We start from the raw sequence: 23,451 nt of genomic DNA, 5'->3' as shown, positions 1-23,451 counted from the left end.
ACTCCTTTTTATAATGAATCCCAAATAACTAAGCGAATAGGGGTAGGGTTATAATCGTTGCACGGATTATTAAGCTGAGGGCAGTTGCTGATCAATACAAGTGTAGGATTGATCGCTTCCATTTCTACATAGTATCCAGGTGCAGACACTCCGTCATTAAACGTTAATCCGCCGCTTGGCGTCACAGGTACATTCATAAAAAAGTTTACGTTCGGTGCTAAATCTCTTTTGGTGTAGCGACTATCATATTTTGATAGCTGTAGCATAAATGTATCTCGGCAGTTATGCATCGGAAGCGTGTCATGTGCATAACGTACGGTGTTGCTTTGTGCCGAACAAGCTCCCCCTAAAGTATCGTGGCGTCCGCACGTGTCAGCTACAATTTTGACTAGTTCTTTTCCAGATTGAGAGAGCAGCACCGTGCCGGTGGATAAATAAATATTTCCTTGATTAGCAATCGTAGATACTGCACTGTAATGATCTTCTGGATTTTCTGCATCAAAGAATAACGTATCCGCTGCTTGATTTCCTTTTACATCTATTATTCTAAGCGTTTGTCCTGGTTTAAGTTCGTGCATCCAGCCATCCCCAGCCAGTACTGTTTCATCATAAATTGCGTTCTCTATTTTTCTGCTACTTTCCACTCGATTAAATACAGCCATTATAGAAGCCTCCTTCATTTTTAAATTGTTGATAATGTTTTATTTCCAAGCAATAGGTCATAAGACCATGTGTTTTCAAACGCTCGTTTATTTTCAGGTCTAAAATTTAAACAGTAGTCGTCTGAGCTTACAGGAGCTGCTTCATCTACGGTTATTTCAATCGGAACAGAAGGATACGTTTTACTTGGGTCTAAAGGGTTAGGGGTATTAGACAGTACAAAAAGCAAATCCATTTCTGTTCTAAGCGTAATAAAATCTCCTTTTTTACAATGAGAAGAAACAAAATTCATATTGCCTTCTTCGTCGCAGTATACTTTTGAAAATAAGTTAAGATTAGGGACTAAATCCCGTGTTGTTAAACCGTTGCGCAGAAGCTCCATTGAGAAGTTTTCTTCGCCATTCCTTCTCCATGCGTTTCGGGATTCTTGATAAGTAGATGCACCGTATTTTTGATGAGTTAAGCTGCGCGTAGTATAGCCTGAAATGGTATCATGCCAGCCGGTGGTGTCAGCAGTGATGCTTGCAAATGCTCTGCCGTTGTCACTCATCAGAACGTGTCCTTTTGTTAAATGAGCAGTATGCTGAGCTTTTAAGGTATCAGGCATGTTGTATCGTTCCGTTAAATCATAAGCGTTGTACAATAGTAGGGATGCGTTTGCACCGGATTCTTGTGCGGTAAACGTCACTGATTTTCCTCTCCCAATTCGTCCTGACCATTTTCCGCCCGCTGGGATGGTTTGCTTCGAGATATAACTCATAAAATAACCTCCTTAGAATAAAAAAAGGATAAAAGCTTGGGAGAGTAGTCTCCCAGGCTTTTATCCTTCCGTGTTATACAGCATAGCGCCATATCGCTCTCTCTCGGACCAGTCTTTAACATATGTTAAACGGAACCCTAGACAGCTTTTTTGTTCTTAACATCTGTAAGAACCTTTATCCATTTGTGGCTTTCGATTAATCGTAGTATAGTATGTTTGAAAATAAGTTGACAAGCAGTTTGTTAGAATACCTGACACAAAAACTGATTTTTCAGTTTATTTTTCAGGGACCGTCACTTTTGAATGATCTCTCTTTACAAAAGGAGCCGATAGTCGAGATTTTACAAATAAATAGAGAAATCCAACCGTAAGCCAGGCGACACCAATCAAAAGAGTGTCTTTGTTTAACAGTGTGAGCAGCCATCCGATAAATGCCGCTCCTATCAAAGGGAAGATTAAATAAAGTATTGTTTCAGTAAACGATCGTTTCTTTAACTTAATATAAAAATGGGCAATGACTGATAGATTAACAAATGTAAAAGCGGTTAAGGCACCGAAACTGACAAAAGTAACGGCTGTGTTTAAATCAATAAACATTCCCAAAAACGAAAAAGCGGTAACAAGCAAGATATTCACCACGGGCGTTTTAAACGTTGGATGAATATATGAAAATACCTTCTGAGGCAGCACGGATTCACGGCCTAAAGCATATAAAAAGCGAGTCACGCTTGTGACTGAAGAAACTCCTTGAGTAAAGGTTGCGATAATTAAGACCGCAATAAATAGACTGCTTAAAAGATTTCCGCCCACTAATTTTACAAGAGTGTAGGCAGCATTATCAGGATTAGTAAATATGAATTTCGGATAGGCAATCTGTGTAAAATACGAAATAGCGATGTACATAACAGCTGCAATACAAACAATAAGAAAAATGGCTTTTGGAATTGTCCTTTCCGGTTGAATCGTTTCTTCCACCATTGTTGTAACTGCATCAAATCCTAAAAAGCAAAAGCAAATGAGCGCAGCTCCAGAAAAGATAGTCGTAAACGGTACATCTGAAGCCAAAAAAGGATGAAGTGAAAAAAGAGTAGAAGAACTAGCTTGACCTGTTGCAATATCTTTGATGATAAATAAACAAAACAAACTTATAAATAGAATCTGAACTACAACAGAGATGCCGCTTATACGAGCGACAGATTTAATACCAACAATATTGACTAAAGCTAAGATAATGTTCATGACAATGACCCATACGTATACAGGAATAGAAGGAAATTCCGTATGCATAAAAATACCAAATGTTAAAATAGCGATAATAGGGGAGAAAATATAGTCTAAAAGAAGTGCCCAGCCTACTAAAAAGCCAAGGCGAGGATGTATAGCTTTTTTCGTATACGTATAAGCAGATCCCGCTATTGGATATGCTTTTACCATTCGGCTATAGCTATATGCGGTAAAAAAGATAGCTAAAAAAGCAATTAAATAAGCAAGGACCATTTGCCCTCCAGCCGCATCGTAGGCTACTCCGTAAACTGTAAAGAAAATCATCGGAGTCATCCAGGCAAGACCCAAAAATACAATTTGATATACCTTTAGCGATTTACTTAACGCTGGTTGGTTGTTCATATAAATCCCTTCTTTCCTCTATTTTATACTAGTAAAAAAGAAAAGCCTGGGAGAATGATGTCATTCTCCCAGGCTTTTATCCTTCCGTGTATACGGACCGTTCCGTACGCTCTCTCTCGGACCAGCCTTTAACATGTGTTAAACGGAACCCTAGATCGCTTTTTGTCTTCAACAGAGCGAAGACCTTTATAGATAATGTAAGTAGTTCGAAGTATAAGCAGGATTATAGGAAGATGCAACTACTGTGTTAGATAGTTTAACAAACTTTTTAAAAAAGTAAACTTTTGTAAAATACGAACTATATATAATTTAATTAAAAAGATTATTCGTTTATAGTTGACTTATAGAGAGACCTATAGTATATTTGTAGACAAGAAAAAGCTAAATACGGTTCACTCATATATGTTTGAGAATATGGCTCAGACGTTTCTACCTTATCACCGTAAATGATAGGACTATGAGTAAAAAGTGAATCTAGGTTCCCATTTTTACGTTAGTAGAAAGTTTGGTCCAAGCGATTCACATATTCACTTTTGAAAAGAAGTGGATATGACACCGAAGGGATAAAAGCCCAGGCGGGTAGGTTTTTGCTCATTGTATTTGAGAGACCTGCCTTTGTTTGGGCTTTTTCTTATGTGTCTATTACAGTATAAGCGAGTAATGAAAATTTCTTGTTTGTATCTGCATTGCTTTCTGGGGAGAATAGCGATGTAAAGCATGAAATCACTCACTGAAGCTTTATCTGTAAGCCCTCATTTAACCATGGGAAGTACATTCTATCTATTTTCTAGCATTTTTTCTTTGATGAGCAGCGTGGGGACGCTGCTCCTTTTTTTGTTCTCGCTTTTTTCTCTGTAAATAAAGGCCTTTAAAGAGAAGGTGATTTGCGAAATTTGGCGAATTAATGCTTTAAACAATAAATAATAGAGAAGATAAAGCGGTCTATGAAAAATGAAGAAGTTGAAAAATTGAGGAGGGAATTATATTGCTTCACTTAATTAATGTTCGCTTGCCAATTATGCACGATCACGCTCTTTTTGAAGTGAAAATTTCAAATGGAATGTATACTTCTATCGTTTTACAAAACGGTTATCTTGAAGGTGACGAGTTTTTTCCGCTACACGCAGCCGTGTTAGGAAAAGAAACGTCACTTGATGCACAGGGTCGTGTGCTATTACCAGGATTTGTAGATATGCATATGCATTTAGACAAAGCTCATTCGCTTCCTCAAGTGCCCAATTTATCTGGAACTCTTCAAGAAGCCATTAAAAATTACAGCAGCAGCCTGCCGACATTTCCAGAAGAAGAAATTAAGCAGCGAATGTTTAAAACTGCTTTGCAGGCATTAGCTAACGGTACGACTACGATTCGAACGCATATTGATTTTGACTGCAGCATGGAAGAAGATAGTTTATTTCGAAGTTTACAAGCGGCTGTCGAAGTGAGAGATGAATTAAGCCCGTATATGGATGTGCAGGTTGTTCCGCTATTCTCTAACTTAGACATTGATGATATGCATAAGATGACTAAAATTGAACGAGCATTCGACCTTGAAATTGATGCGATTGGAGGCTGTCCTCATTTAGCTGGAAATCCAGAAAAAGAGATTGATGCTCTGTTTTCGCTGGCTCAAGCCTATAATAAACCTCTTGACTTACATGTGGATGAAAGCGATGATCCATCTGTTGATACGATAATTAATATTGCTCATAGAACAATTGAATTGAATATGGAAGGAAAAGTGGTAGTGGGGCATCTTTGTTCGCTTGCAGGAATGACTGATGCAAAAGTGAAAGAAATCTTAAACCTTTTGAAACAGGCGAAAATTGGAGTTGTCACATTACCTGCTTCTAATTTATATTTACAGGGAAGAGAAGATAAAGGAATTGTAAGACGAGGCGTAACGCGTATTCGCGACATACAAAAAGCAGCGATTCCGATTGCTACTGCATCTGATAACGTGAACGACCCCTTTCATCCGTTTGGAAAAGCAGACTTGCTGCAAGTAGGGTTACTAACTGCCTATGCTGCACATATGGGAAGTCCAGATGATCAGCGGCAGTTGCTCCGAATGATTACAAGTATACCAGCCCGGCTGATTGGAAAAGAAAAGTATGGAGTGGAAGAAGGAAACGAAGCAAACTTTGTTCTGTTAAATGTCCAGTCTGTACAGGAAATATGGACTGAACTTCCTGAAACTCGCTTTGTTTTCAACAAGCATCGCTGGCTTAGCGTAAAAGAGACGCATCAGCGGCTCGCGGATACGAACTTGACTAACCTTTGGCAGGAAAATCAAATTTTAATTGGTTAAAAATAGCTGCCTTTTAAAGGCAGCTATTTTTATAAACTCTTTTTGTAGCTTTGGCGCCCTAAAGTAGAGCCGGAGTGTACTTTTGCCACTCGAATGCCTTTTTTTAAGCGTGTTGTGCTAAGTTTTAACATTAGAAAAGCAATTCCTCCTGAAAAGATAATGATTAGAGCAATGCCTATTAGATAAGCTATAGCAGGATATGCCATTTTAAATGAAAGCAAACTAGAAGCTAGACCAGCTATGAAACCAATAAATCCGCTTCCTGCAAGTTCGTCTGCAAATACTTTAAATGAAGGAGGGAGGTTTAGTAAAGCAAATGGAATAAGCGCTATAAACAAATACACATAGGCTAAAATTGCTAAGAGAATTGAAACTCCAAAAGTAAGACGGTTCTGAGGATTGTTAGGATTGTGTTTAGCTCCAATAGTACCTAACCAAATCCCGATACTGCTAATTCCAACGGTTAAAATTCCTTTTAGCAAAATACCACCAATTATTTGTAAAGCAGACCAATGAATGAACAAGCCTAGAACAATTTCGATGGTTGATAGCAGGATGAAAGGAAGCAGCCAGCTAATCCACAGCTTACCTAGTGCGAGTTGCCAACTTGAAATCGGCAGACTTTTTATAAGTGAAGCTGTTTCTGCTTCACGCGCGATGGAAGAGGCAGACATTGATCCGTTAAAGAGAGCGTAAAAGAAGAGGAAAAAAACTTGTACGCCGAGCCATACGTTATCTTTATAAGAAATTAAATTCTCTAAAGTAGCTCCACTTTTTAAAAAACCAACGGTAGGAAAGATAAGAAAGAATACAAAAGGCATAAAAACGAGCCATTCTCGCAAATCTCTTTTTATGTTTTTCCAGTCTGTCAAACCAATAACCATAATCGGATGATGAACTTTATACTTTTTGCTTGATGAAATTTTAGCTCTCTTTTTTCCTTTTCCTTCACTTAAACGAACCCATCCAGTTCTAAAACCTTTCTCCACTAAAGAAGAAGATAAGAGAATACTTAAAAAAGCTAACACCATAATACTTAACGCCGGTACAAAAGCATGAACAGATCCTTTAGCACTTGAAGTTATCGCTATGCTTGCCCAGTGAAAAGGCGTCCATGTAGGAAATAAGGGAAGGCCTGCTATTGCTTTTTCAAAAGGTGCTCCATTAGAACTGAAATTAGGAAGTTGAAATAATACATACACAATGACACCTGATAAAGCACTCATGGCTGTCATAAGTTCGTTTGCTCTCTGTGCAGGGATGAGTTGAACCAATATAAGGTTAAGTAAATAACAAAGAGAAAGTCCAATTACCACTGTACTTAATAAAACTGCAAATGAAATAATGTAAAATAAAAAGTTAGTATGAACTCGAATACCGTATACGATAAACGGTATATAAAATAGAAAAAACATTATCAACGGTGTAGAAAGAAAACTCTTAATATATTTTACCCAAAAAAGCTGTTTTGTCGGAATGGGCAGTGTAAATAAAAAAGATAGGTCCAAAGAAGAATACAAGTTTTTAAATACCTGTGGGATCCCCATTAAGACCAGCATCCCTATTAATAATAAACAGCTATAAGAAAATAAGCTGCTCATCAACTCAAAAGAGAGAGAGGGTGCGATTCTCCATACGCCTTTTGATAAAAAATACACAATGAGAGCAATAAATAAAGTAGAAAATCCAACCGTGGCGTATGCCTGTTTTTTAGAAGATCTAAAATGATTAAGAAGTAGTTTTCCTTCTGTTTGAAGCAAGAGTTTCATCATTGAATTTCACCGGCTTTTGCAAGTTCTTCTATGATGTTTTGCTGCTCTTCATTCCCTGTTAAATTGAGGAAGATGTCTTCGAGGGTGGACTGATCATTGTTCGCTTGCTCTCTAAGCTCTTTCATGGAACCTAAAGCAATAACTTCTCCATTTAAAATAATGCCAATTCGATCACAAAGCTGTTCAGCAATTTCTAAAATATGAGTAGTGATAAAGACTGTTACGCCGCTATCGCAAAGGCTACGCAATAGATTCTTCAGCGTTCTTGCGCTTTTGGGGTCAAGTCCTACAGTTGGCTCGTCCAAAAAAATAATTTCAGGGTTATGTAAAAGCGCCCCACATAAGGCTATTTTTTGTTTCATACCGTGTGAATATCCCTCAATAAGTTCATTTGCTCGTTCTTCTAGCTGAAAAAGGCTTAGCCATTTATTGGAGCGTGTCTCGAATTCATCAGCAGATAATTTAAAAATAGAGGCAATAAACTGTAAGTATTCCATACCAGTGAGTTTTAAGTAAAGTGTAGGTTGATCAGGAACGTATGCAATTTTTCGTTTTGCTTCAATGGGCGAATCCCATACATTAATCCCACATACATCAATAGAGCCTGAAGAAGGTTCTAAGAGGCCTGTCATCATTTTAATAGTAGTTGTTTTTCCTGCACCATTAGGACCTAAAAATCCGAATAGTTCGCCACTTTCTACAGTTAAGTTAAGATCTTTGACGGCTTTGTGCGACCCATAGCTTTTAGATACATTTGATAGTGAAATAGAGTGCATCTTCATCCTCCTCGTTTGTTTTTCTACTATCATATACGAATGAAAAAGGATAAAGTTTCATAAAATGTAATAAAAAACAAAAAAAGAGCATAAAAAGAAGCTGTCACATTAGTGACAGCTTCTTAATCAATTACTTTTGAACGTTAGCAGCTTGTGGTCCACGAGCTCCATCTTCGATTTCAAATGTAACTTCTTGACCTTCTTCAAGTGATTTGAAACCTTCGCCTTGGATAGCTGAGAAGTGTACGAATACGTCGTCTTGTCCTTCTACTTCGATGAATCCAAAACCTTTTTCTGCATTAAACCATTTTACTTTACCTTGTACCATTGTAGTACCTCCTGTGTGGAAAATCCACGAATATATTACTATCTCTGCTCAATTTCAATAAGAATCACTTTAAAGAAAGTCTTTCTATTTGTTAACACCGAACAAGAAATAATATACCTAGTATAACACTTTTTTATAAAAAAGAAACCTTTTTTCATAAAAAAGTACTCTGAGATAAAAATAAGTTGAAAATATGGGAATATTTTGAAATAGTAAATAAGCTATTGTTTTGTGGATTTTTTAGCGATCCCTAAAATCTTTTATCTCGTAAAAAAATGAATAGTGAGGTTGACAAATTGAATGACGTGTAACTATAATGGTTACAACGAGCTGAAAAGAAAAAGCAGTGTTATAAAAGCTCAAATTTTTTTGTGTAATGTGTAACTATTGTGGTTACAACAAAAATAAAAGGAGAGAATAAAAATGAAAATTGGCGTTATTGGAGCAACAGGAAAAGCAGGTCAATTAATTATGGAAGAAGCAAAACAGAGAGGACATGAAGTAACAGCCATTGTTCGAAATGCTTCTAAACTAAAAAATCAAACAAACGTAATTGAAAAAGATATTTTTTCCATTACTTCAAAAGACATTGAACAGTTCGATGCTGTGGTAGACGCATTTAATGCACCTCCCGGAAGTGAACAGATGCACGTTGAGTCTATACAATCACTTATTAAAGCATTTCAAGGTGTTCAAACGCGACTCGCAGTAGTGGGCGGAGCAGGAAGTTTATTTGTAGATGAAGAAAAAACAATGCCTTTAATGAGCACAGAAGGTTTTCCAGCAGCTTATTATCCAACGGCTTCAAATATGGGCAAAGGTTTAAAAGAACTAGAAAAATCAACTATAGATTGGACTTATTTAAGCCCAGCCGCTTTTTTTGACCCAGAAGGTGCTCGCACTGGAGCCTATCAATTAGGAAAAGATCACGTGATCACAAATAGTCAAAATGAAAGCTATATTAGCTATGCTGATTATGCGATTGCTTTAATAGATGAGTTAGAGAATAAAAACTATGTAAACGAACGTTTTGCTGTAGTGGGTGAGAAAGCATAAGCTTACGTTTGAGTCATATAAAAAAACAGCTTACATTTGTTGTGAGCTGTTTTTTTTATATAGAACAAAATAGATATAAAGCAATGGAAAATGGTATAGATTTTGTATTATTTCTTCGTTTTTCTTTTTAAAAACGATACAATACAACATAGATGATAAAAAGGAGATGAAAAGATGATTCGTTTTGGTGTAATAGGAACAAACTGGATAACAGATCGACTATTAGAATCAGCTCAGTATGTAGACGACTTTCAGCTTGCAGCTGTTTATTCTCGAACCATTGAAAAAGCAGAAGAGTTTGCAGGTAAATATGATATTCCTCATATATTTACTGATTTAGAGGAAATGGCAGCAAGTGCTGAAATTGATGCAGTGTATATTGCTACTCCAAATGCTTATCATGCAGAACAGGCTATCTTATTTTTGAAAAATAACAAGCATGTACTGTGTGAAAAACCGCTCGCAGCCAATGCAGCAGAAGTAACTCGCATGATTCAAGCAGCCAAGAATCACAATGTGTTACTAATGGAAGCGATGAAATCAACCCTTCTTCCTAACTTCAACGTGATTCAAGAGAACTTACATAAAATTGGTCCAATTCGAAAATACGTGGCATCTTACTGTCAGTATTCTTCTCGTTACGATAAATACAAAGAAGGTATCGTGCTTAATGCCTTTAAGCCAGAGCTTGCCAACGGTTCACTGATGGATTTAGGTGTATATTGTCTGTATCCTCTGATTACGTTGTTTGGAGGGCCTCATAAAATAAAGGCAACGGCGTTTATGCTAGAATCTGGAGTAGATGGAGAAGGGTCAGTTGCTTTAGAGTACGAAGATCGCGACGCGGTCATCATGTATTCTAAAATTACAAATTCGCATTTACCAAGTGAAATTCAAGGAGAAAAAGGCAGTATGATTATTGACAAAATACATACTGCTGAAAAGGTAGAAATTCGATACAATGACGGACGGGTAGAAGAGTTAACGGTCGATCAGCCTTACCCTGCTATGTACTACGAAATAAATGAATTCGTAGAGCTGTTAAAGCAAGGAAAGATGGAATCGGACACAAATTCTTATGAAAATTCGTATCTAACAATGCGTGTGATGGATAAAGTGCGAGAGCAAATCGGTCTTGTATATCCAAATGATAAGAAATAAATAAAAGAGGCTGGACAAAAGTAGTTTAGTTGAAGGAAGATCCGAACGAGTTTGATTCTTGATGGAGAATCAAACTCGTTCGGATTTTTTTATGGGTAGGATAAAAGCAGGTTTTAAGTAACAAGTAGTGACCCTTATTAGAAGATTTATACCATATGTTCGTCTCTAAATTGGATTTAGATCGTTATGTCTCATTCTCTTTTATTGTAGTTATAAAGAACATAATTGAGATTCGAAATCTTGTTGCAGCACACTGTAAAAGCAAATATGTTGAAACAAGGGAAGTTTTTTAGTATCTTCTATGTTCATTCACCCCTGCATACATAGGATTGATCAAGGGAAAGAATAAAAAGAGTGAGAAATATTCGATAATCAATCCTAGATTAAAATGATTATAAAAAAGTATTGACTATAATAATAGCTCGTGTATAATAAAGAATGTAATCAATAGTTATTACTAGTTTATAATGATACTAATAATCGTTATCAAATAGTAAATAGTGCTGATTGCATTAAAAATAATACATACAAGCATAGGCTTGTTAAATACATTGTACAAGGAGAGGTTTTGACATGGCAGAACGTATGGTAGGAAAACAAGCACCACGCTTCGAAATGGAAGCTGTACTTGCAAATAAGGAATTTGGAAAAGTAAGTTTAGAAGAAAATATGAAAAACGGTAAATGGACAGTATTGTTCTTCTATCCAATGGACTTTACATTCGTATGTCCAACAGAAATTACAGCTCTATCAGATCACTACGAAGAGTTTGAGGATCTAGATGCTGAAGTGGTAGGTGTTTCTACAGATACAATTCATACTCACTTAGCTTGGATTAACACAGATCGTAAAGATAATGGGCTTGGAGATTTAAATTATCCATTAGCTGCAGATCCAACTCATGCAGTAGCACGTGATTACGGCGTATTAATTGAAGAAGAAGGCGTAGCGCTTCGCGGATTATTCATTATTAATCCAGAAGGTGAATTACAATATGCAGTTGTAAACCATAACAACATCGGCCGCAGCGTAGAAGAAACATTACGTGTACTTCAAGCACTTCAAACTGGCGGACTTTGCCCAGCTAACTGGAAACCAGGTCAAAAAACACTTTAATAAATAACGGTGGCGTAGAGGAGAACTTCCTCTACTGCTGCCATTAAGATAGAAAAGATAGTTTTCTAATTATAAAAGACAGAATATTCAGTTTTATTTATGAGGAGGATTTTAACATGAAATTACGTGAACAAATGCCTGAATTAACTGGAGCAACATCTTGGATTAACGACGAAGTAACAAAGGAAGATTTAGTAGGTGATAAAGCAACGCTTATCCACTTTTGGTCAGTAAGCTGCCATTTATGTAAAGAAGCAATGCCTGAAGTTAATGATCTTCGTGATGAGTATGATGATCAATTGAATGTTGTAGCGGTTCATATGCCTCGTTCGGAAGATGACTTAGATATGGGTGTTATTGAGGCAATGGCAATGGGACACGATATTACTCAGCCAATTTATGTAGACAGTGAGCATAAGTTAACAGACGCTTTTGAAAATAAATATGTACCAGCATATTATGTATTTGATAAAGAAGGTCAGCTTCGTCATTTCCAAGCGGGTGGAAATGGAATGCCAATGCTTCGCAAACGTATCAATCGCGTTTTAGGAGAAGAATAATCTATACATGAAGAAGAAATAAAAAGGGCCGGGATAAAAATATTTTAGCCGAAGTGAAAAACGAAACACTGATCAACATGTTTGATTAGTGTTTCGTTTTTTTTGTTATGCAGAACGTAGATTTCATCTGTTTCGTTCCTTCTAGCAGTTGATTAGAGGGCAAGGCGAAGACTCCTGCGGGAAAAGCGGAACAGGTGAGACCCCGCAGGAGCGCCAGCGACGAGGAGGCTCAGCGGCCGCCCGCGGAAAGCGAAGTCTTGCACGGAAATCAACTGCGGTGTAATAAGCAGTCCAGCTCATGTATCCTATTTGTTCGTCTTTAGATTGGATCCATTTCGTTATGTCTCAATCTCTTTTTTTTATTTTTACTGAGTCGTTTTGATTATTAATGAGCATTTCATCATATTGACATAAAAAACCTAATATAGTTAAATTTATATAAGAACAAACGTTCGTTTTTGGTGTTGTTATTTTACTCTTTTCTCCCTTTTTAATAAGTATAAGAAAAAAAGGAGGAGATTTGCACAATGACTCAGCTCTATTCGCAGCAAGAAAAGCGGCACGACAAAGAATGTACCTTTCATACATTTCTTACAAACCACAGCGCAACTCTTCAGACTCATATAATGAATACATTTTTGACACCAGAACGCTATGAGCGATTACAAAAAGCGGTTGTTAAAAATGATACAAAAGAACAAAGACTTCTAAACAAAGAATTTCATCAGTTTTATAGCGAAGTTAGATTGCTTCATTATATTAACAAGCTTTGCAAACATTATTCCAGAGATGTTATGCGTGTAAAAGAAAAAGAGCGTTCTTATATTCCTCTTCGCCTGCAGCAGCCGGCTGCGCTAGATGGAAATCGAACAGTTGAAGATATGCTAGGAGTACAGGACGGGGCTGTATGGGAGCATGAATTTTTAGGAAATCAACTTGAAAATCGTATTCTTCATCATGCATTTCGCCAATTAACGGCCAAGCAGCAGTGTATGCTGCACTTGATTATTGTCGAACGCTGGACTCATAAAGAAATCGCTGCTTATTTTTCTATTTCTCAGCAAGCGGTTTCTAATCATTATCAACGTGCGCTAAGCAAGTTGAAAAAAATTATGAAGGTGAGTGATAGATATGTTTGATCCTCAGTGGCTTCAACTTGTTGGAAACGTAGGATTTCCCGCTGTCCTTTCTTTTTATTTATTACTGCGTGTAGAAAATAATATAAAGCGACTTGAAGAAAAAGTGGAAGAATTAACAACTGACTTAAGAAAGAAGTGAAGAAATGGAAACTCTATACGAACTTGTAAATAAAGTGAAAGCTGGAGATGAAGAGGCATCAAGGCGTTTATTGAAAAAACTGGAACCCAAAATAAATAAAGCTGTTCAAAGCTTTTCACTGCATGATAGAGACGACGTAAAGCAAGATTTAAAGGTTAAAATTCTTTCCGCTGTTAAGACCTTCGATTTTTCTCAAACGCCAGGTCTTTGGGAATTTTTACATCAAAAATAAAAAAGAGCGCTCGTTTTATCGACGCTCTTTTTTTATTTTTGTCGCAGTTCGACTACTTACATTTCAGTGGAACACTCAAAAAACAGAAAATGGATAAATATTTTAAAAAAGGTAAAAGGTGATGTGTACACATAGAGTTTAGTAGTATACTAACAAGTAGAATTTCTTATGTAAAAAGAGGGAAGTCGTTTCTTCCGTATAGAGGATTGTCTGCAACGAATATAGTATAGAAGCGTTTTATTTAATGAAGAAAAAAATAGTGCTGTTCGATAAATCAAACAACACTATTTATAAAAAAGCAGCAGTAAACAACACGTAAGCTAAGAAGCCATTGGTTTTAGCTTTTGGAAAGAGGTGAAGAATAAAGTGAGTCAACTTCTCTTTAATATCACGTTAATTATTTCTTTCTTGTTTGCTGCGAGTATAGTTCGAGAGCAAATCATTTATAGAGTAGAAGGAATAAAACGGTATAAAATGTATCGCTTAATTTATTACGGATGTTCTTATGGACTATTAGGCAGCATTTTAATGATATATACAATTAAAATAGATTCTACTATTATTCTTGACCTTCGCTTTTTAGCGGTGACAATTGTTTGTCTTTATGCAGGAATGATACCGGCTATCATTGCAGCTTGTATTATAGGAGTAATGCGTTTGCTTTTATTTGGAATTACGGAAAGCGGAATAATAGGCGCTGCTACAATTATCGTAATGGCTTTACTGTCTGGGTGGACGGTTCGCTTACCTTATCGTCCATTTATTCGTTTTCAATTAATGAATTCTATTAGCTTGCTTTGCATATTTTTCTCATTGTCCTTTCTTTTTAAAGATATGAAGCACGCCGCTGCGACTATCGTCTATTTACTCCCTGCTTCCTTTATAGGCGGGTGTTTAGTGTATCTAGCAGGTAGATATATATATGTATCTCGCGTAACGACAAGTCAGCATAAAAAACTGTCTAAAATGTTTTCGGTTATGGTTCAAAATGCAAAGACAGGTACCATGATTGAAACGCCGGAGCGCGAGGTAGCCGTTATTAATCAAACCTTTTGTGACATGTTTGATATACCCGGGCCTCCTAATCAATACATTGGAATGGAAAGTAATCAGCTGTTTTTATCTCACGCTCCTATGTTGAAAGATCCCGCTAGATTTTTAAAAACGGTAGAAAGCACCGTCTATTCAAAAGAGTCAATAGTAGATGAAGAAATTACGTTTATTAACGGTAAAATTTATGCGCGTGACTACATTCCAATCTATGAGGGTCACGTGTATATTGGCCACTATTGGGAATATCGAGATATTACGGAGAAAAAGAAGGCTGAGTGTGATCTTCGCAAAGCTAATAAAAAGCTTGAAATGCTGTCCATGAAAGATGGCTTAACGGGTCTGAACAACCGCCGATCTCTTGATAAACAGCTGGAAATCGAGTGGGAATACGCACGGAAAGAAAAAGAGCCGCTTTCTTTTCTTTTATTTGATATTGATTATTTTAAAGCGTATAACGATACCTATGGCCATATTCAAGGAGACGAATGCTTAAAAGAAGTAGCGAATATCGCTAAAAGCGTTGTCTTTGACGAATCGGTTTTTGTCGCAAGATACGGAGGAGAAGAGTTTGGTATATTGCTTCCTCGAGCTAATCAATATGAAGCGATAAAAATGGCAGAAGCTATTAGACAGCAAGTGGAGGACCGTGGAATTGTCCATCAAGCTTCTGAATTGTTTAGGTGCGTCACTATCAGCGTTGGAATAATGACAGTCGTTCCATCCGAAAACATACGACCCATTTCAATTGTTCATCAAGCAGATCAGGCTTTATACGAAGCAAAGCGTACGGGTCGAAATCGAATTTCAGTATATTCCCACCACAAAGAAGCTGACTCAAACGTTTGAGTCAGCTTTTAAAAGAGATATAAGCCTCTTATTTAGGAGGGGCTTTTTCTTTTTCGTCTTCTTCCATAATTCCTTTTGTAGCGTTTTTAAACTCTTTTAACGTTTTTCCAGCAGCTTTTCCTAATTCCGGCAGTTTCTTTGGACCAAAAAGCAATAGAGCGACAAATACAATTAAGGCAATTTCTCCAAACCCAAGGTTCATTGTCATCGTCTCCTATTTTTTGAAAGTGTTTACAAGTTTAGTATAGCACGAAAAGAGGGGAAGTAGTACACCCTTATCCAGTGATTTTAAGGCCGATTACACCTGCTACAATACAAAAAATAAATAGAATTCGACGCATATCTTTTGCTTCGCGAAAGAAAAGCATGCCAAGAAGTACACTTCCGGCAGCGCCTACTCCCGTCCATATACCGTAAGCTGTTCCAAGAGGTATTTCTTTTAACGCTAAGGAGAGAAGATAAAAACTTCCTGCACCGAAAAGGATAAATCCAATTGAAGGAAGCAATCGCTTAAATCCATCCGAAAGTTTTAAGAAAATCACAAATCCCACTTCGCAGAAACCAGCAGCTATTAATGCAATCCAGGCCATGTTAAGATTCCTCTCTTTCTGTTTCTTCAGTAGAAATTAACTTTAAACCGATAATTCCAAAAATCATTAATCCTAAAAATAAAATCTTTCCAATATTTACGCCTTCGTCTAAAACGGTCATACCGAGTATCGCTGTACCAGCAGCTCCTATACCAGTAAACACTGCATAAGCTGTTCCCACAGCAATTTTTTTTAAGGCATTTGAAAAGAAATAAAAGCTGATGACAATTGTGACGATCGTAATGATTGTTGGAGTTAATTCAGTAAATCCGTGTGAATATTTTAAGCCGATTGCCCATACAATCTCGAGCAAACCAGCGATAATAAGGTAAATCCAAGCCATTTTAATTCCTCCTTACATAATAATAAGCCCTTTTTACAGGGCCTATTTAGCGCGTATGCCTTCCCAAAATATTGTCCAAGCATCGTGGATTTTTTGATCATAATACTCTGGTTCATAGTAAAAGCGCTGAATGAACAGTCCGTCGGTTAAACAATAAAAGCTATTGATATACAAATCAATCGGACGTTCAATTATTTCGCCTTCAGCCATTCCCTGTGTAAAAATAGCATGCAGAATTTGATCAGACAATCGTTCGCTTCTTAAGAAAATAGCTTTTACTTCCGACTGCAAATGCTCAGGTGGAAACAAAATAAGACGACGGTACATCTGGCCAAAAGAATCTTTTTCAATCATCGTGCAGAAATCTACAACAAAGCAGTGAAGCTGTTCTTTAGCAGACTTTGTTTTATGCTGTTCGTATATAACAGATAACTTTGTTAAAAATAAATTCATTAAATCATGCACGGTTAGTAAAAATAAGTCGTCTTTGTTCTTAAAATGAGCGTACAGGGAAGGTTTTTTTATGCCTACTTTTGATGAGATATCAGCAAGCGATGTTTCTGTATAGCCTTTTTCTCCAAAGAGCTCCATTGCGGCAGCTCTAATTTTTTCTACAGTTGATAATTCACTCAAAAAAGCTCCTCCTCAATCTAACTAACGGTCGTTAGGTAAAAGATATCAAATATAAAAAAAAGAAGCAAGGGAATCGCTTCTTTTTAATGTATTTTTACTAAATGACGCTGAGTTAAAAATAAAGAAAAGATAAAAATAAGCTCAAACGTATTTGTTACGGCTGTGCTTGGTATAGGAATTGACACGGCACTTCCTACAATCATCACGGCTACTCCAATCATCATGCTGCTCCACCTGGTCTTGCGAAATAAAGAAATTCCAACAAAAAGCAAAATAATCGCCACAATAAGAACCATAAGAGGAGGACCGGATGATCCCACTAATGTATAGCGAACAATGCCATATTCACGTACAACTTCCATACGCTGACTAATCGTCTCGATTATTTCATAGCTAATTAAGGCAAACGTAGTCAGCAAAAAAACAATGCCGGCAACAGGTTTTTTAGCCCATGTGATCGTCGAATATTTCGCTACGCCATACGCAAAGAGCACCAAAGTAGGGGTAAATAAAGCGTGAAACCAAAAGCGAAGCATGCTGAGTGAACGTAAAGTATCGCCTTCACCGATAAATGAACCAATCCCAATCATTACATTATCGTAAATTAGTCCAGCTATTACTAAAGGAAGAAATAGCATGTAAAACGGCGAAGTGTTTTTTCGTACTACATATATGCTAAAGAAAAACAGGACAATGTAGCAAAAAGAAAATAGAAAATAAAGGATTGTATCAACCATTGTTTTCCTCCTTTTGATGATACTTCTTCTTTTTATGATAACATCATATGCCAAAAAAGTGAGAAATCATGCATTTTTCTAGGCAATCTTAACGGACAAAAGATGCCTTTATCGGTAGAAAGATTCAGAAAATATTGAAATAAAAATAGGAAAAGAGGCCATAGTCAAGAGATTTAGATTTACTGAATTGATTATTAAATAAAGGGAATCTATAAAATAACAACAAAAGAACTAGGTACATATGGAGTCTAAATGCTTATAAAATTAGAAAAAAATATTTAATGTCCTTTCTATTTAAGTAAGTTAAATGTAAGCAGAAAATGATAAATAAATGTATTTTTCTTACTTTTATATCTATCTATCATCCTCACAAGTACGGTTGTTAGACAAATTCAATTGGTATATCCATAAAAAGGAATTAATGGGATAAAATATTTTTTATTCCACCTTTATATTACAAAACGTTTTCTAAAGTTAAGAAATTTTTAATTACGTAATATTTCCGTGTGTTAATTGTAAGAGTGATGTATAAAATATTCCTGTTGTTATGGTAAAAAAAGGTATCGATGGGATTTTTCTAGGTAATTAAACTTTAGACCTATTCTGTAAATTTTAAATAAAACGATGAGTTTTTAATTCTGTAAATAGACAATCGGAATTGTAAGAATATATAACATTTGAGCTATTGACCACTAATGAGCGCAGATGATAGTTTTAGAGCTGTTGAAATTGGTACTCGAGTCCATTTTTCAAAGCAGGTGTTTTAGCAGCATGCTAGCGCTGTTAATTGATTAGCTCCCATACATATATAAAGGGAGTGAAACTATGAAATCGTATATCTATCATTATGAATCAAAAGCATTCATAACGTATCCAACAGGAGAAGTTTGGAAGGAGAAGAATGAAACATGATCTTAATTATCCTCTGCTGCCTATTTTTAGTAGGGTATGGCGTTTGGGAGTATCGCAGACATTTACGCAAGCTGCATTCAATTCCTGTACGAGTGAATGTTAATGGTATTCGCGGAAAATCCACCGTTACACGATTGATTACAGGTATTGTAAAAGAAGCAGGTTACAAAACAGTAGGGAAAACGACAGGAACACAAGCACGTATGATCTACTGGCATACAAGTGAAGAAGAACCAATTATTCGTCGTAAAGAAGGTCCGAACATTGGAGAACAGCGACGAGTGGTAAATGAAGTTGCCGATATTGGCGCGGAAGCTCTTATTTGTGAATGTATGGCGGTACAGCCTGATTATCAAATCACATTCCAAAATCAGCTGATTCAAGCCAAGGTAGGCGTTATTGTAAACGTACTAGAAGATCACATGGATGTAATGGGTCCAACTCTAGATGAAGTTGCTCAAGCGTTCACTGCTACTATTCCTTATGATGGTCACCTTGTTACAATTGAAGGTCCATATTTGGAATATTATAAAAAAATAGCCGCAGAGCGCAACACAAAGGTTATTGTAGCTGACAATGATAAAGTATCTGAAGCGTATTTACGTGAATTTGATTATATGGTTTTCCCTGATAATGCTTCCATCGGTTTAGCAGTAGCAGAAGCACTTGGCATCGATGCTGAAACAGCGATGAGAGGAATGTTAAATGCCCAGCCTGACCCAGGAGCTATGAGAATTACAACGTTTGGCGATGAAAAAAATCCAGCATTTTTAGTGAATGGATTTGCTGCCAACGACGCTTCTTCCACGCTTCGTATTTGGGAACGTGTAGATTCAATGAACTATAGTGAAAAGCTTCCTATTGTCATTATGAACTGCCGTCCGGACCGTGTAGATCGCACCGAGCAATTTGCTGAAGATGTAATGCCATACATTGAAGCGGATGTAATGATTGCAATTGGTCAGACGACCTCACCAATCGCTGCTGCACACCAAAGAGGCGAATTACCAACAAAAGAATTCTGGGATATGGAAGGCGCTTCTACAGAAGAAATTTTAGAGCGCATGAAGCCTTATTTAAAAGATCGTATCGTATACGGTGTCGGAAATATCCACGGTTCAGCCGAGCCGCTTGTTGAAGCTATTATTGAAATGAAAAAGATGAGAAAAGCAGTTTAATCTAGGAGGCCATTTCATGTTCGGATCAGATTTATATATTGCCCTTGTGTTAGGGGTTACACTAAGCTTAATTTTTACAGAAAAAACGGGCGTATTGCCAGCCGGTCTTATCGTACCGGGGTATTTAGCTCTTGTATTTGATCAGCCAATTACCATTTTAATGATTTTCTTAATTAGTATTTTAACGTATGTTATCGTCGTGTACGGAATCTCAAAAGTAGTTATTTTATATGGACGTCGCAAATTTACAGCGATGTTAATTACGGGTATTGTGATTAAAGTTGCATTTGATTATTTCTTCCCGATCTTGCCGTTTGAAGTGTTTGAATTACGCGGAATTGGTATCATTGTACCGGGCTTAATTGCAAATACAATGCAAAAGCAAGGTCTTCCTTTAACAGTTGGAACAACGGTTTTATTAAGTGGTGTAACATTTGGAATTATGCAAGTTTATTATTTATTTTAATACACAAACAAACCGCAGCTGGTAAAGGAAGGTGAAAGCGTTGAAAGAGAAAAAATTAAACTTTCAAGAAAAAGTATTGATGTTTATAAAGAAAACAAAGCCTACAACGGGCAAGCAAGCTCTTATCTTAACGCCAATTTTAATCGTAATTTTAGCTCTTTCAGGATGGATGGAGCGTTCGGATGCTCTTGAAAACCCTGAGACGGCTAATCCAGAGGCCAATAATGATTTAACGATGACTATGGTCGGAGACATTATGATGGGTCGCCATGTAAGAGAAGTAACTGAACGCTACGGAGAAGATTTTGTATTCCGCAACGTGGAGCCGTTCTTTAAAAATTCGGATTACGTAAGCGGGAACTACGAAACGCCGATTTTAACAAACGACGTAGATTCATATAAAGCAATGGAAAAAGGTATTCATTTATATAGTAAGCCTGCTGATCTAGCGACCGTTAAAAATGCAGGTTTCGACGTATTAAACTTAGCGAACAACCATTCAATGGACTACAGTGCAAAAGGGTTAGAAGATACGATCTCTACTTTTGAAGCAAACAAATTAGATTTTGTTGGTGCTGGCCGTAACTCTGAAGAAGCAAAGCATATTTCATATAAAGATGCTGACGGCATCCGCATTGCAACCGTAGGGTTTACGGATGTACATTCAGACGGAATGTCCGCTGGAAAAAACAACCCAGGTATTTTAAAAGCAGATCCGGATCTTATTTTCAGCACGATCCAGCAAGCGAAAGCAAATGCTGATTTAGTTGTAGTAAATGCCCACTGGGGTGAAGAATACGATGCACAGCCAAGTCCTCGTCAAGAAGGACTAGCAAAAGCGATGGTAGACGCTGGTGCGGACATTATCATCGGTCACCATCCGCACGTTCTACAGTCATATGATGTATATAAAGGTTCGGTTATTTTCTATAGCCTAGGAAACTTTATCTTTGACCAAGGGTGGTCAAGTACGAAAAATACAGCGATGGTTCAGTATCATTTAAACAAGCAGGGCCAAGCTAAAATTGATGTTATTCCAATGGTTATTAAAGCAGGTACACCAACTCCAACGGATAACCCTTGGCGCATGAAGCGTATTTATAACGATTTAAACAAGTTTTCTTCAAACCCTGAACTGTTAGAAAAAGAACGAAACAAGTTTGAATTAAACTTAGATCATTCTCGCATTATAAAACATGCAGAGGAGCGCAAAAAGAAAGAGGCACAAGCTAACTAATAGCCCGTCATACACAGAGGAGGTAAAAGATGATAAATAAACGTAATACGATTATTGTTTCCATTGTCATCTTTTCACTCATAGTAGGTGTATGTGTTTATCAATTTATGTTTCCAAAACAAGAATATGCAGTAAGTACTTCAGATCCTCGCGCCACAAAAGTAGGTATGGAAATTCTTAAACAAGGCGGTACAGCAGTTGATGCAGCTATTGCCATTTCCTACACGCTTGGTGTTGTGGAACCGTACGGATCAGGACTTGGGGGAGGCGGCGGAATGCTGATTGATCCAGCAGATGCCTCTCCAACATTTATTGACTACCGAGAAATTGCACCTAAGAATGATAAAGAAGATGAGATTGGCGTACCAGGGTTCGTCGCTGGTATGGATTATATTCAGCACCACTACGGATCTCTGTCGATGAGCAAACTAATCGACCCGGCCATTAACTATGCCGAGAAGGGGTACAAAGTGGACAAAGATTTGCACGATAGGCTGGTTTCATACAAAGGTAATGTGAATGAAGATGAAATTCCTAGCTTTTACCCAGATAAAGACGCCATTAACACAGGTGAAATTGTCAAACAGCATGAATTAGCGAACACGCTGCAAAAGATTAAGGAAGAAGGGCCAAATGCTTTTTATAGAGGGAAAATTGCAGACGATATTACAGAAGAAACAAAAGTAAGTCACAAAGACTTGCGAAAGTATGCGCCTGTTGAGCGCAAACCTCTATCAACTAATTATAAAGGTCATCAAATTATTTCAGCACCTCCTCCTTTTGCTGGTGCTACGCTCATTCAAATGTTAAAAATGACGGATCAAGAAGATATTTGGAAGCTGAAGGAATCGCATCCTAGTCTTTATTATCATTTTCTTGGTCAAATTTCAAAAGTAGCTTATCAAGACCGCTTGAAGAAAATTGCCGATCCGGCTTTTATAAAAGAAACGCCAAATGATTGGATCGACGATCACTACGTGCATTTACTTCGTAATAAATTAAATAATACTGAAACAGATCACACCAAAGTAAGCGACGTCGAAGAACATGAAAGTACCACTCATTTTGTTGTGATGGACGGTGACGGAACCGTTGTATCGACAACGAATACGCTGAGTAATTTCTTCGGCAGCGGTGAATATGTAGATGGATTCTTTTTGAATAATACGCTCAATACGTTTGGACAAGGAATTAACAAGCGTGAATCTGGTAAGCGTCCAAGAACATTTACAGCCCCTACCATTATTCGTGAAGGTGATGAATGGGTAATGTCGATTGGCACACCGGGAGGAAATCGTATTCCGCAAGTGTTAACGCAAGTAATTGGGGATTATTTTGAGGACAAAGATTCCATTAAAAAGGCAGTAGAAAACAAGCGTGTGATTTTTGATTCTCATAAGTTTTATTCAGAAGCTAAGCTTAAACAGTCAACTAAAGATGGTTTAAAAACGTACGGCTATGACTTGAAAAACAATGATAACGCGATGTTTTACGGAGGCGTTCAAGCTCTTGTGAAAGACTTAAAGAAAAATCAAATTCAAGGTGACGCTGATCCGCGCCGCCACGGTTTATGGGAAAAAAGTACAGACTAATTTAATTGGAGGAATAGAAAATGATCGCAAAACGTATCGTAGGGATTGTAGGACCAATTGCTATTGTAGCAGGAGTAGTAGCAGGACTTGGAGCTTTAAAACATCCGGCTACTCTTTCAACGGATGAACAGCAAAAAATCGAAAATAACGTAAAAATGATTGAACAAACAAAATCTGCTGCTACAGATGCAGTAAATGATGCTGCAGCAGCTTCTGGGAAATAAAACA

The 23,451-nt window shown here is 37.2% G+C and carries 26 protein-coding genes and 3 riboswitches; of the genes, 15 read left to right on the top strand and 11 right to left on the bottom strand.

Going from position 1 to position 23,451, the window contains the following annotated elements; translation table 11 throughout:
* Positions 1–8: 8 nt before the first annotated feature.
* The 3 genes from ACRPLQ_RS14530 to ACRPLQ_RS14520 all read right to left on the bottom strand — a co-directional run bounded on the left by ACRPLQ_RS14530 (position 9) and on the right by ACRPLQ_RS14520 (position 3,046).
* A complete protein-coding gene (locus ACRPLQ_RS14530) occupies positions 9–662 on the bottom strand; it encodes an urea amidolyase associated protein UAAP2 (RefSeq protein ID WP_047751562.1) in 654 nt (217 codons plus the stop codon).
* Positions 663–682: 20 nt separating this feature from the next.
* Positions 683–1,420: an urea amidolyase associated protein UAAP1 gene (locus ACRPLQ_RS14525; protein WP_028412230.1), complete on the bottom strand. Its 738-nt coding sequence runs from the start codon at positions 1,418–1,420 to the stop codon at positions 683–685.
* A gap of 47 nt (positions 1,421–1,467) precedes the next feature.
* Positions 1,468–1,572: riboswitch (guanidine-I (ykkC/yxkD leader) on the bottom strand.
* Positions 1,573–1,696: 124 nt separating this feature from the next.
* The gene (locus ACRPLQ_RS14520) at positions 1,697–3,046 is read right to left on the bottom strand and encodes an APC family permease (RefSeq protein WP_028412231.1); all 1,350 of its coding nucleotides are present in this window, start codon (positions 3,044–3,046) and stop codon (positions 1,697–1,699) included.
* A 63-nt stretch (positions 3,047–3,109) separates the two neighbouring features.
* Positions 3,110–3,211, bottom strand: a riboswitch (guanidine-I (ykkC/yxkD leader).
* Positions 3,212–3,422: 211 nt separating this feature from the next.
* Positions 3,423–3,524, top strand: a riboswitch (purine riboswitch).
* A 507-nt stretch (positions 3,525–4,031) separates the two neighbouring features.
* Between ACRPLQ_RS14520 and ACRPLQ_RS14515 the strand changes: the two genes are divergently transcribed.
* Positions 4,032–5,357, top strand: a complete 1,326-nt coding sequence (locus ACRPLQ_RS14515; protein ID WP_432232036.1) for an amidohydrolase family protein — start codon at positions 4,032–4,034, stop codon at positions 5,355–5,357.
* 29 nt (positions 5,358–5,386) lie between these two features.
* Here the strand turns inward: ACRPLQ_RS14515 and ACRPLQ_RS14510 are convergent, their stop codons facing one another.
* The 3 genes from ACRPLQ_RS14510 to ACRPLQ_RS14500 all read right to left on the bottom strand — a co-directional run bounded on the left by ACRPLQ_RS14510 (position 5,387) and on the right by ACRPLQ_RS14500 (position 8,233).
* Positions 5,387–7,129 (bottom strand): putative ABC transporter permease subunit, encoded by a 1,743-nt coding sequence (locus tag ACRPLQ_RS14510; protein WP_430158935.1) that lies wholly within the window; start codon positions 7,127–7,129, stop codon positions 5,387–5,389.
* A complete protein-coding gene (locus ACRPLQ_RS14505; protein ID WP_315942894.1) occupies positions 7,126–7,905 on the bottom strand; it encodes an ABC transporter ATP-binding protein in 780 nt (259 codons plus the stop codon). The genes ACRPLQ_RS14510 and ACRPLQ_RS14505 overlap by 4 nt, the downstream gene beginning before the upstream one ends.
* A gap of 130 nt (positions 7,906–8,035) precedes the next feature.
* Positions 8,036–8,233, bottom strand: a complete 198-nt coding sequence (locus ACRPLQ_RS14500) for a cold-shock protein (protein WP_013055689.1) — start codon at positions 8,231–8,233, stop codon at positions 8,036–8,038.
* A 423-nt stretch (positions 8,234–8,656) separates the two neighbouring features.
* Here ACRPLQ_RS14500 and ACRPLQ_RS14495 point away from each other — a divergent pair, with 423 nt between their 5' ends.
* From ACRPLQ_RS14495 to ACRPLQ_RS14455, 9 genes are all read left to right on the top strand, one after another.
* Positions 8,657–9,289, top strand: coding sequence for an NAD(P)-dependent oxidoreductase (locus tag ACRPLQ_RS14495; protein WP_028412233.1), 633 nt, complete (start codon positions 8,657–8,659; stop codon positions 9,287–9,289).
* A gap of 174 nt (positions 9,290–9,463) precedes the next feature.
* Entirely contained in the window at positions 9,464–10,450 is a 987-nt protein-coding gene (locus tag ACRPLQ_RS14490) for a Gfo/Idh/MocA family protein (RefSeq protein ID WP_432236135.1), read from the top strand.
* Positions 10,451–11,023: 573 nt separating this feature from the next.
* Positions 11,024–11,566, top strand: coding sequence for a peroxiredoxin (locus ACRPLQ_RS14485; RefSeq protein WP_014461319.1), 543 nt, complete (start codon positions 11,024–11,026; stop codon positions 11,564–11,566).
* Between the two features lie 116 nt (positions 11,567–11,682).
* Entirely contained in the window at positions 11,683–12,126 is a 444-nt protein-coding gene (locus ACRPLQ_RS14480; RefSeq protein ID WP_013055693.1) for a TlpA family protein disulfide reductase, read from the top strand.
* Positions 12,127–12,274: 148 nt separating this feature from the next.
* Positions 12,275–12,409: a hypothetical protein gene (locus ACRPLQ_RS14475; RefSeq protein ID WP_255293446.1), complete on the top strand. Its 135-nt coding sequence runs from the start codon at positions 12,275–12,277 to the stop codon at positions 12,407–12,409.
* Between the two features lie 244 nt (positions 12,410–12,653).
* Positions 12,654–13,265 carry a sigma-70 family RNA polymerase sigma factor gene (locus ACRPLQ_RS14470; protein WP_014461318.1) on the top strand — a complete coding sequence of 204 codons (612 nt, stop codon included), beginning with the start codon at positions 12,654–12,656 and terminating at the stop codon, positions 13,263–13,265.
* On the top strand, positions 13,258–13,404 hold the full coding sequence (locus tag ACRPLQ_RS14465) for a YvrJ family protein (RefSeq protein ID WP_013055696.1): 147 nt from the start codon (positions 13,258–13,260) through the stop codon (positions 13,402–13,404). Before ACRPLQ_RS14470 ends, ACRPLQ_RS14465 begins: the two co-directional genes overlap by 8 nt.
* Before the next feature lie 4 nt (positions 13,405–13,408).
* The gene (locus tag ACRPLQ_RS14460; RefSeq protein WP_014461317.1) at positions 13,409–13,636 is read left to right on the top strand and encodes a helix-turn-helix domain-containing protein; all 228 of its coding nucleotides are present in this window, start codon (positions 13,409–13,411) and stop codon (positions 13,634–13,636) included.
* 366 nt (positions 13,637–14,002) lie between these two features.
* Positions 14,003–15,535 (top strand): diguanylate cyclase domain-containing protein, encoded by a 1,533-nt coding sequence (locus ACRPLQ_RS14455; RefSeq protein ID WP_224979869.1) that lies wholly within the window; start codon positions 14,003–14,005, stop codon positions 15,533–15,535.
* A gap of 28 nt (positions 15,536–15,563) precedes the next feature.
* On the opposite strand, the gene ACRPLQ_RS14450 is transcribed toward ACRPLQ_RS14455, so the two are convergent.
* The 5 genes from ACRPLQ_RS14450 to ACRPLQ_RS14430 all read right to left on the bottom strand — a co-directional run bounded on the left by ACRPLQ_RS14450 (position 15,564) and on the right by ACRPLQ_RS14430 (position 17,838).
* Complete coding sequence (locus ACRPLQ_RS14450; RefSeq protein WP_013055701.1) at positions 15,564–15,737, bottom strand: twin-arginine translocase TatA/TatE family subunit; 174 nt, start codon at positions 15,735–15,737, stop codon at positions 15,564–15,566.
* 73 nt (positions 15,738–15,810) lie between these two features.
* Complete coding sequence (locus tag ACRPLQ_RS14445) at positions 15,811–16,125, bottom strand: DMT family transporter (protein WP_033578200.1); 315 nt, start codon at positions 16,123–16,125, stop codon at positions 15,811–15,813.
* A gap of 1 nt (position 16,126) precedes the next feature.
* Positions 16,127–16,468 carry a quaternary ammonium compound efflux SMR transporter SugE gene (gene sugE, locus ACRPLQ_RS14440; RefSeq protein WP_028412237.1) on the bottom strand — a complete coding sequence of 114 codons (342 nt, stop codon included), beginning with the start codon at positions 16,466–16,468 and terminating at the stop codon, positions 16,127–16,129.
* A 42-nt stretch (positions 16,469–16,510) separates the two neighbouring features.
* On the bottom strand, positions 16,511–17,101 hold the full coding sequence (locus ACRPLQ_RS14435) for a TetR/AcrR family transcriptional regulator (RefSeq protein ID WP_014461312.1): 591 nt from the start codon (positions 17,099–17,101) through the stop codon (positions 16,511–16,513).
* 83 nt (positions 17,102–17,184) lie between these two features.
* Positions 17,185–17,838 (bottom strand): hypothetical protein, encoded by a 654-nt coding sequence (locus ACRPLQ_RS14430; RefSeq protein WP_034269809.1) that lies wholly within the window; start codon positions 17,836–17,838, stop codon positions 17,185–17,187.
* 908 nt (positions 17,839–18,746) lie between these two features.
* On the opposite strand from ACRPLQ_RS14430, the gene pgsB reads away from it, so the two are divergent.
* Genes pgsB through ACRPLQ_RS14405 form a run of 5 tightly spaced genes read left to right on the top strand, consistent with a single transcriptional unit; the run spans position 18,747 to position 23,447 of the window.
* Positions 18,747–19,928 carry a poly-gamma-glutamate synthase PgsB gene (gene pgsB, locus ACRPLQ_RS14425; protein ID WP_014461310.1) on the top strand — a complete coding sequence of 394 codons (1,182 nt, stop codon included), beginning with the start codon at positions 18,747–18,749 and terminating at the stop codon, positions 19,926–19,928.
* Between the two features lie 16 nt (positions 19,929–19,944).
* Positions 19,945–20,394: a poly-gamma-glutamate biosynthesis protein PgsC gene (gene pgsC / locus ACRPLQ_RS14420; protein ID WP_013055707.1), complete on the top strand. Its 450-nt coding sequence runs from the start codon at positions 19,945–19,947 to the stop codon at positions 20,392–20,394.
* 40 nt (positions 20,395–20,434) lie between these two features.
* Complete coding sequence (locus tag ACRPLQ_RS14415) at positions 20,435–21,631, top strand: CapA family protein (RefSeq protein ID WP_028412240.1); 1,197 nt, start codon at positions 20,435–20,437, stop codon at positions 21,629–21,631.
* 29 nt (positions 21,632–21,660) lie between these two features.
* On the top strand, positions 21,661–23,223 hold the full coding sequence (locus ACRPLQ_RS14410; RefSeq protein ID WP_224979870.1) for a gamma-glutamyltransferase family protein: 1,563 nt from the start codon (positions 21,661–21,663) through the stop codon (positions 23,221–23,223).
* Between the two features lie 20 nt (positions 23,224–23,243).
* The gene (locus ACRPLQ_RS14405; RefSeq protein WP_014461308.1) at positions 23,244–23,447 is read left to right on the top strand and encodes a CapE family protein; all 204 of its coding nucleotides are present in this window, start codon (positions 23,244–23,246) and stop codon (positions 23,445–23,447) included.
* Positions 23,448–23,451 lie beyond the last annotated feature (4 nt).

This window comes from Priestia sp. TRN 1309, from assembly GCF_050846875.1.
Taxonomy (GTDB): domain Bacteria; phylum Bacillota; class Bacilli; order Bacillales; family Bacillaceae_H; genus Priestia; species Priestia zanthoxyli.
The sequence above is the reverse complement of the archived record's forward strand: the minus strand, read 5'-3'. Positions and strand labels throughout refer to the sequence as shown.

Coding starts and splice junctions, on each gene's coding strand:
- ACRPLQ_RS14530 (WP_047751562.1), bottom strand. CDS start 662: ATGGCTGTATTTAATCGAGTGGAAAGTAGCAGAAAAATAGAGAACGCA.
- ACRPLQ_RS14525 (WP_028412230.1), bottom strand. CDS start 1,420: ATGAGTTATATCTCGAAGCAAACCATCCCAGCGGGCGGAAAATGGTCA.
- ACRPLQ_RS14520 (WP_028412231.1), bottom strand. CDS start 3,046: ATGAACAACCAACCAGCGTTAAGTAAATCGCTAAAGGTATATCAAATT.
- ACRPLQ_RS14510 (WP_430158935.1), bottom strand. CDS start 7,129: ATGATGAAACTCTTGCTTCAAACAGAAGGAAAACTACTTCTTAATCAT.
- ACRPLQ_RS14505 (WP_315942894.1), bottom strand. CDS start 7,905: ATGCACTCTATTTCACTATCAAATGTATCTAAAAGCTATGGGTCGCAC.
- ACRPLQ_RS14500 (WP_013055689.1), bottom strand. CDS start 8,233: ATGGTACAAGGTAAAGTAAAATGGTTTAATGCAGAAAAAGGTTTTGGA.
- ACRPLQ_RS14495 (WP_028412233.1), top strand. CDS start 8,657: ATGAAAATTGGCGTTATTGGAGCAACAGGAAAAGCAGGTCAATTAATT.
- ACRPLQ_RS14490 (WP_432236135.1), top strand. CDS start 9,464: ATGATTCGTTTTGGTGTAATAGGAACAAACTGGATAACAGATCGACTA.
- ACRPLQ_RS14485 (WP_014461319.1), top strand. CDS start 11,024: ATGGCAGAACGTATGGTAGGAAAACAAGCACCACGCTTCGAAATGGAA.
- ACRPLQ_RS14480 (WP_013055693.1), top strand. CDS start 11,683: ATGAAATTACGTGAACAAATGCCTGAATTAACTGGAGCAACATCTTGG.
- ACRPLQ_RS14470 (WP_014461318.1), top strand. CDS start 12,654: ATGACTCAGCTCTATTCGCAGCAAGAAAAGCGGCACGACAAAGAATGT.
- ACRPLQ_RS14465 (WP_013055696.1), top strand. CDS start 13,258: ATGTTTGATCCTCAGTGGCTTCAACTTGTTGGAAACGTAGGATTTCCC.
- ACRPLQ_RS14460 (WP_014461317.1), top strand. CDS start 13,409: ATGGAAACTCTATACGAACTTGTAAATAAAGTGAAAGCTGGAGATGAA.
- ACRPLQ_RS14450 (WP_013055701.1), bottom strand. CDS start 15,737: ATGAACCTTGGGTTTGGAGAAATTGCCTTAATTGTATTTGTCGCTCTA.
- ACRPLQ_RS14445 (WP_033578200.1), bottom strand. CDS start 16,125: ATGGCCTGGATTGCATTAATAGCTGCTGGTTTCTGCGAAGTGGGATTT.
- sugE (WP_028412237.1), bottom strand. CDS start 16,468: ATGGCTTGGATTTACCTTATTATCGCTGGTTTGCTCGAGATTGTATGG.
- ACRPLQ_RS14430 (WP_034269809.1), bottom strand. CDS start 17,838: ATGGTTGATACAATCCTTTATTTTCTATTTTCTTTTTGCTACATTGTC.
- pgsB (WP_014461310.1), top strand. CDS start 18,747: ATGATCTTAATTATCCTCTGCTGCCTATTTTTAGTAGGGTATGGCGTT.
- pgsC (WP_013055707.1), top strand. CDS start 19,945: ATGTTCGGATCAGATTTATATATTGCCCTTGTGTTAGGGGTTACACTA.
- ACRPLQ_RS14410 (WP_224979870.1), top strand. CDS start 21,661: ATGATAAATAAACGTAATACGATTATTGTTTCCATTGTCATCTTTTCA.
- ACRPLQ_RS14405 (WP_014461308.1), top strand. CDS start 23,244: ATGATCGCAAAACGTATCGTAGGGATTGTAGGACCAATTGCTATTGTA.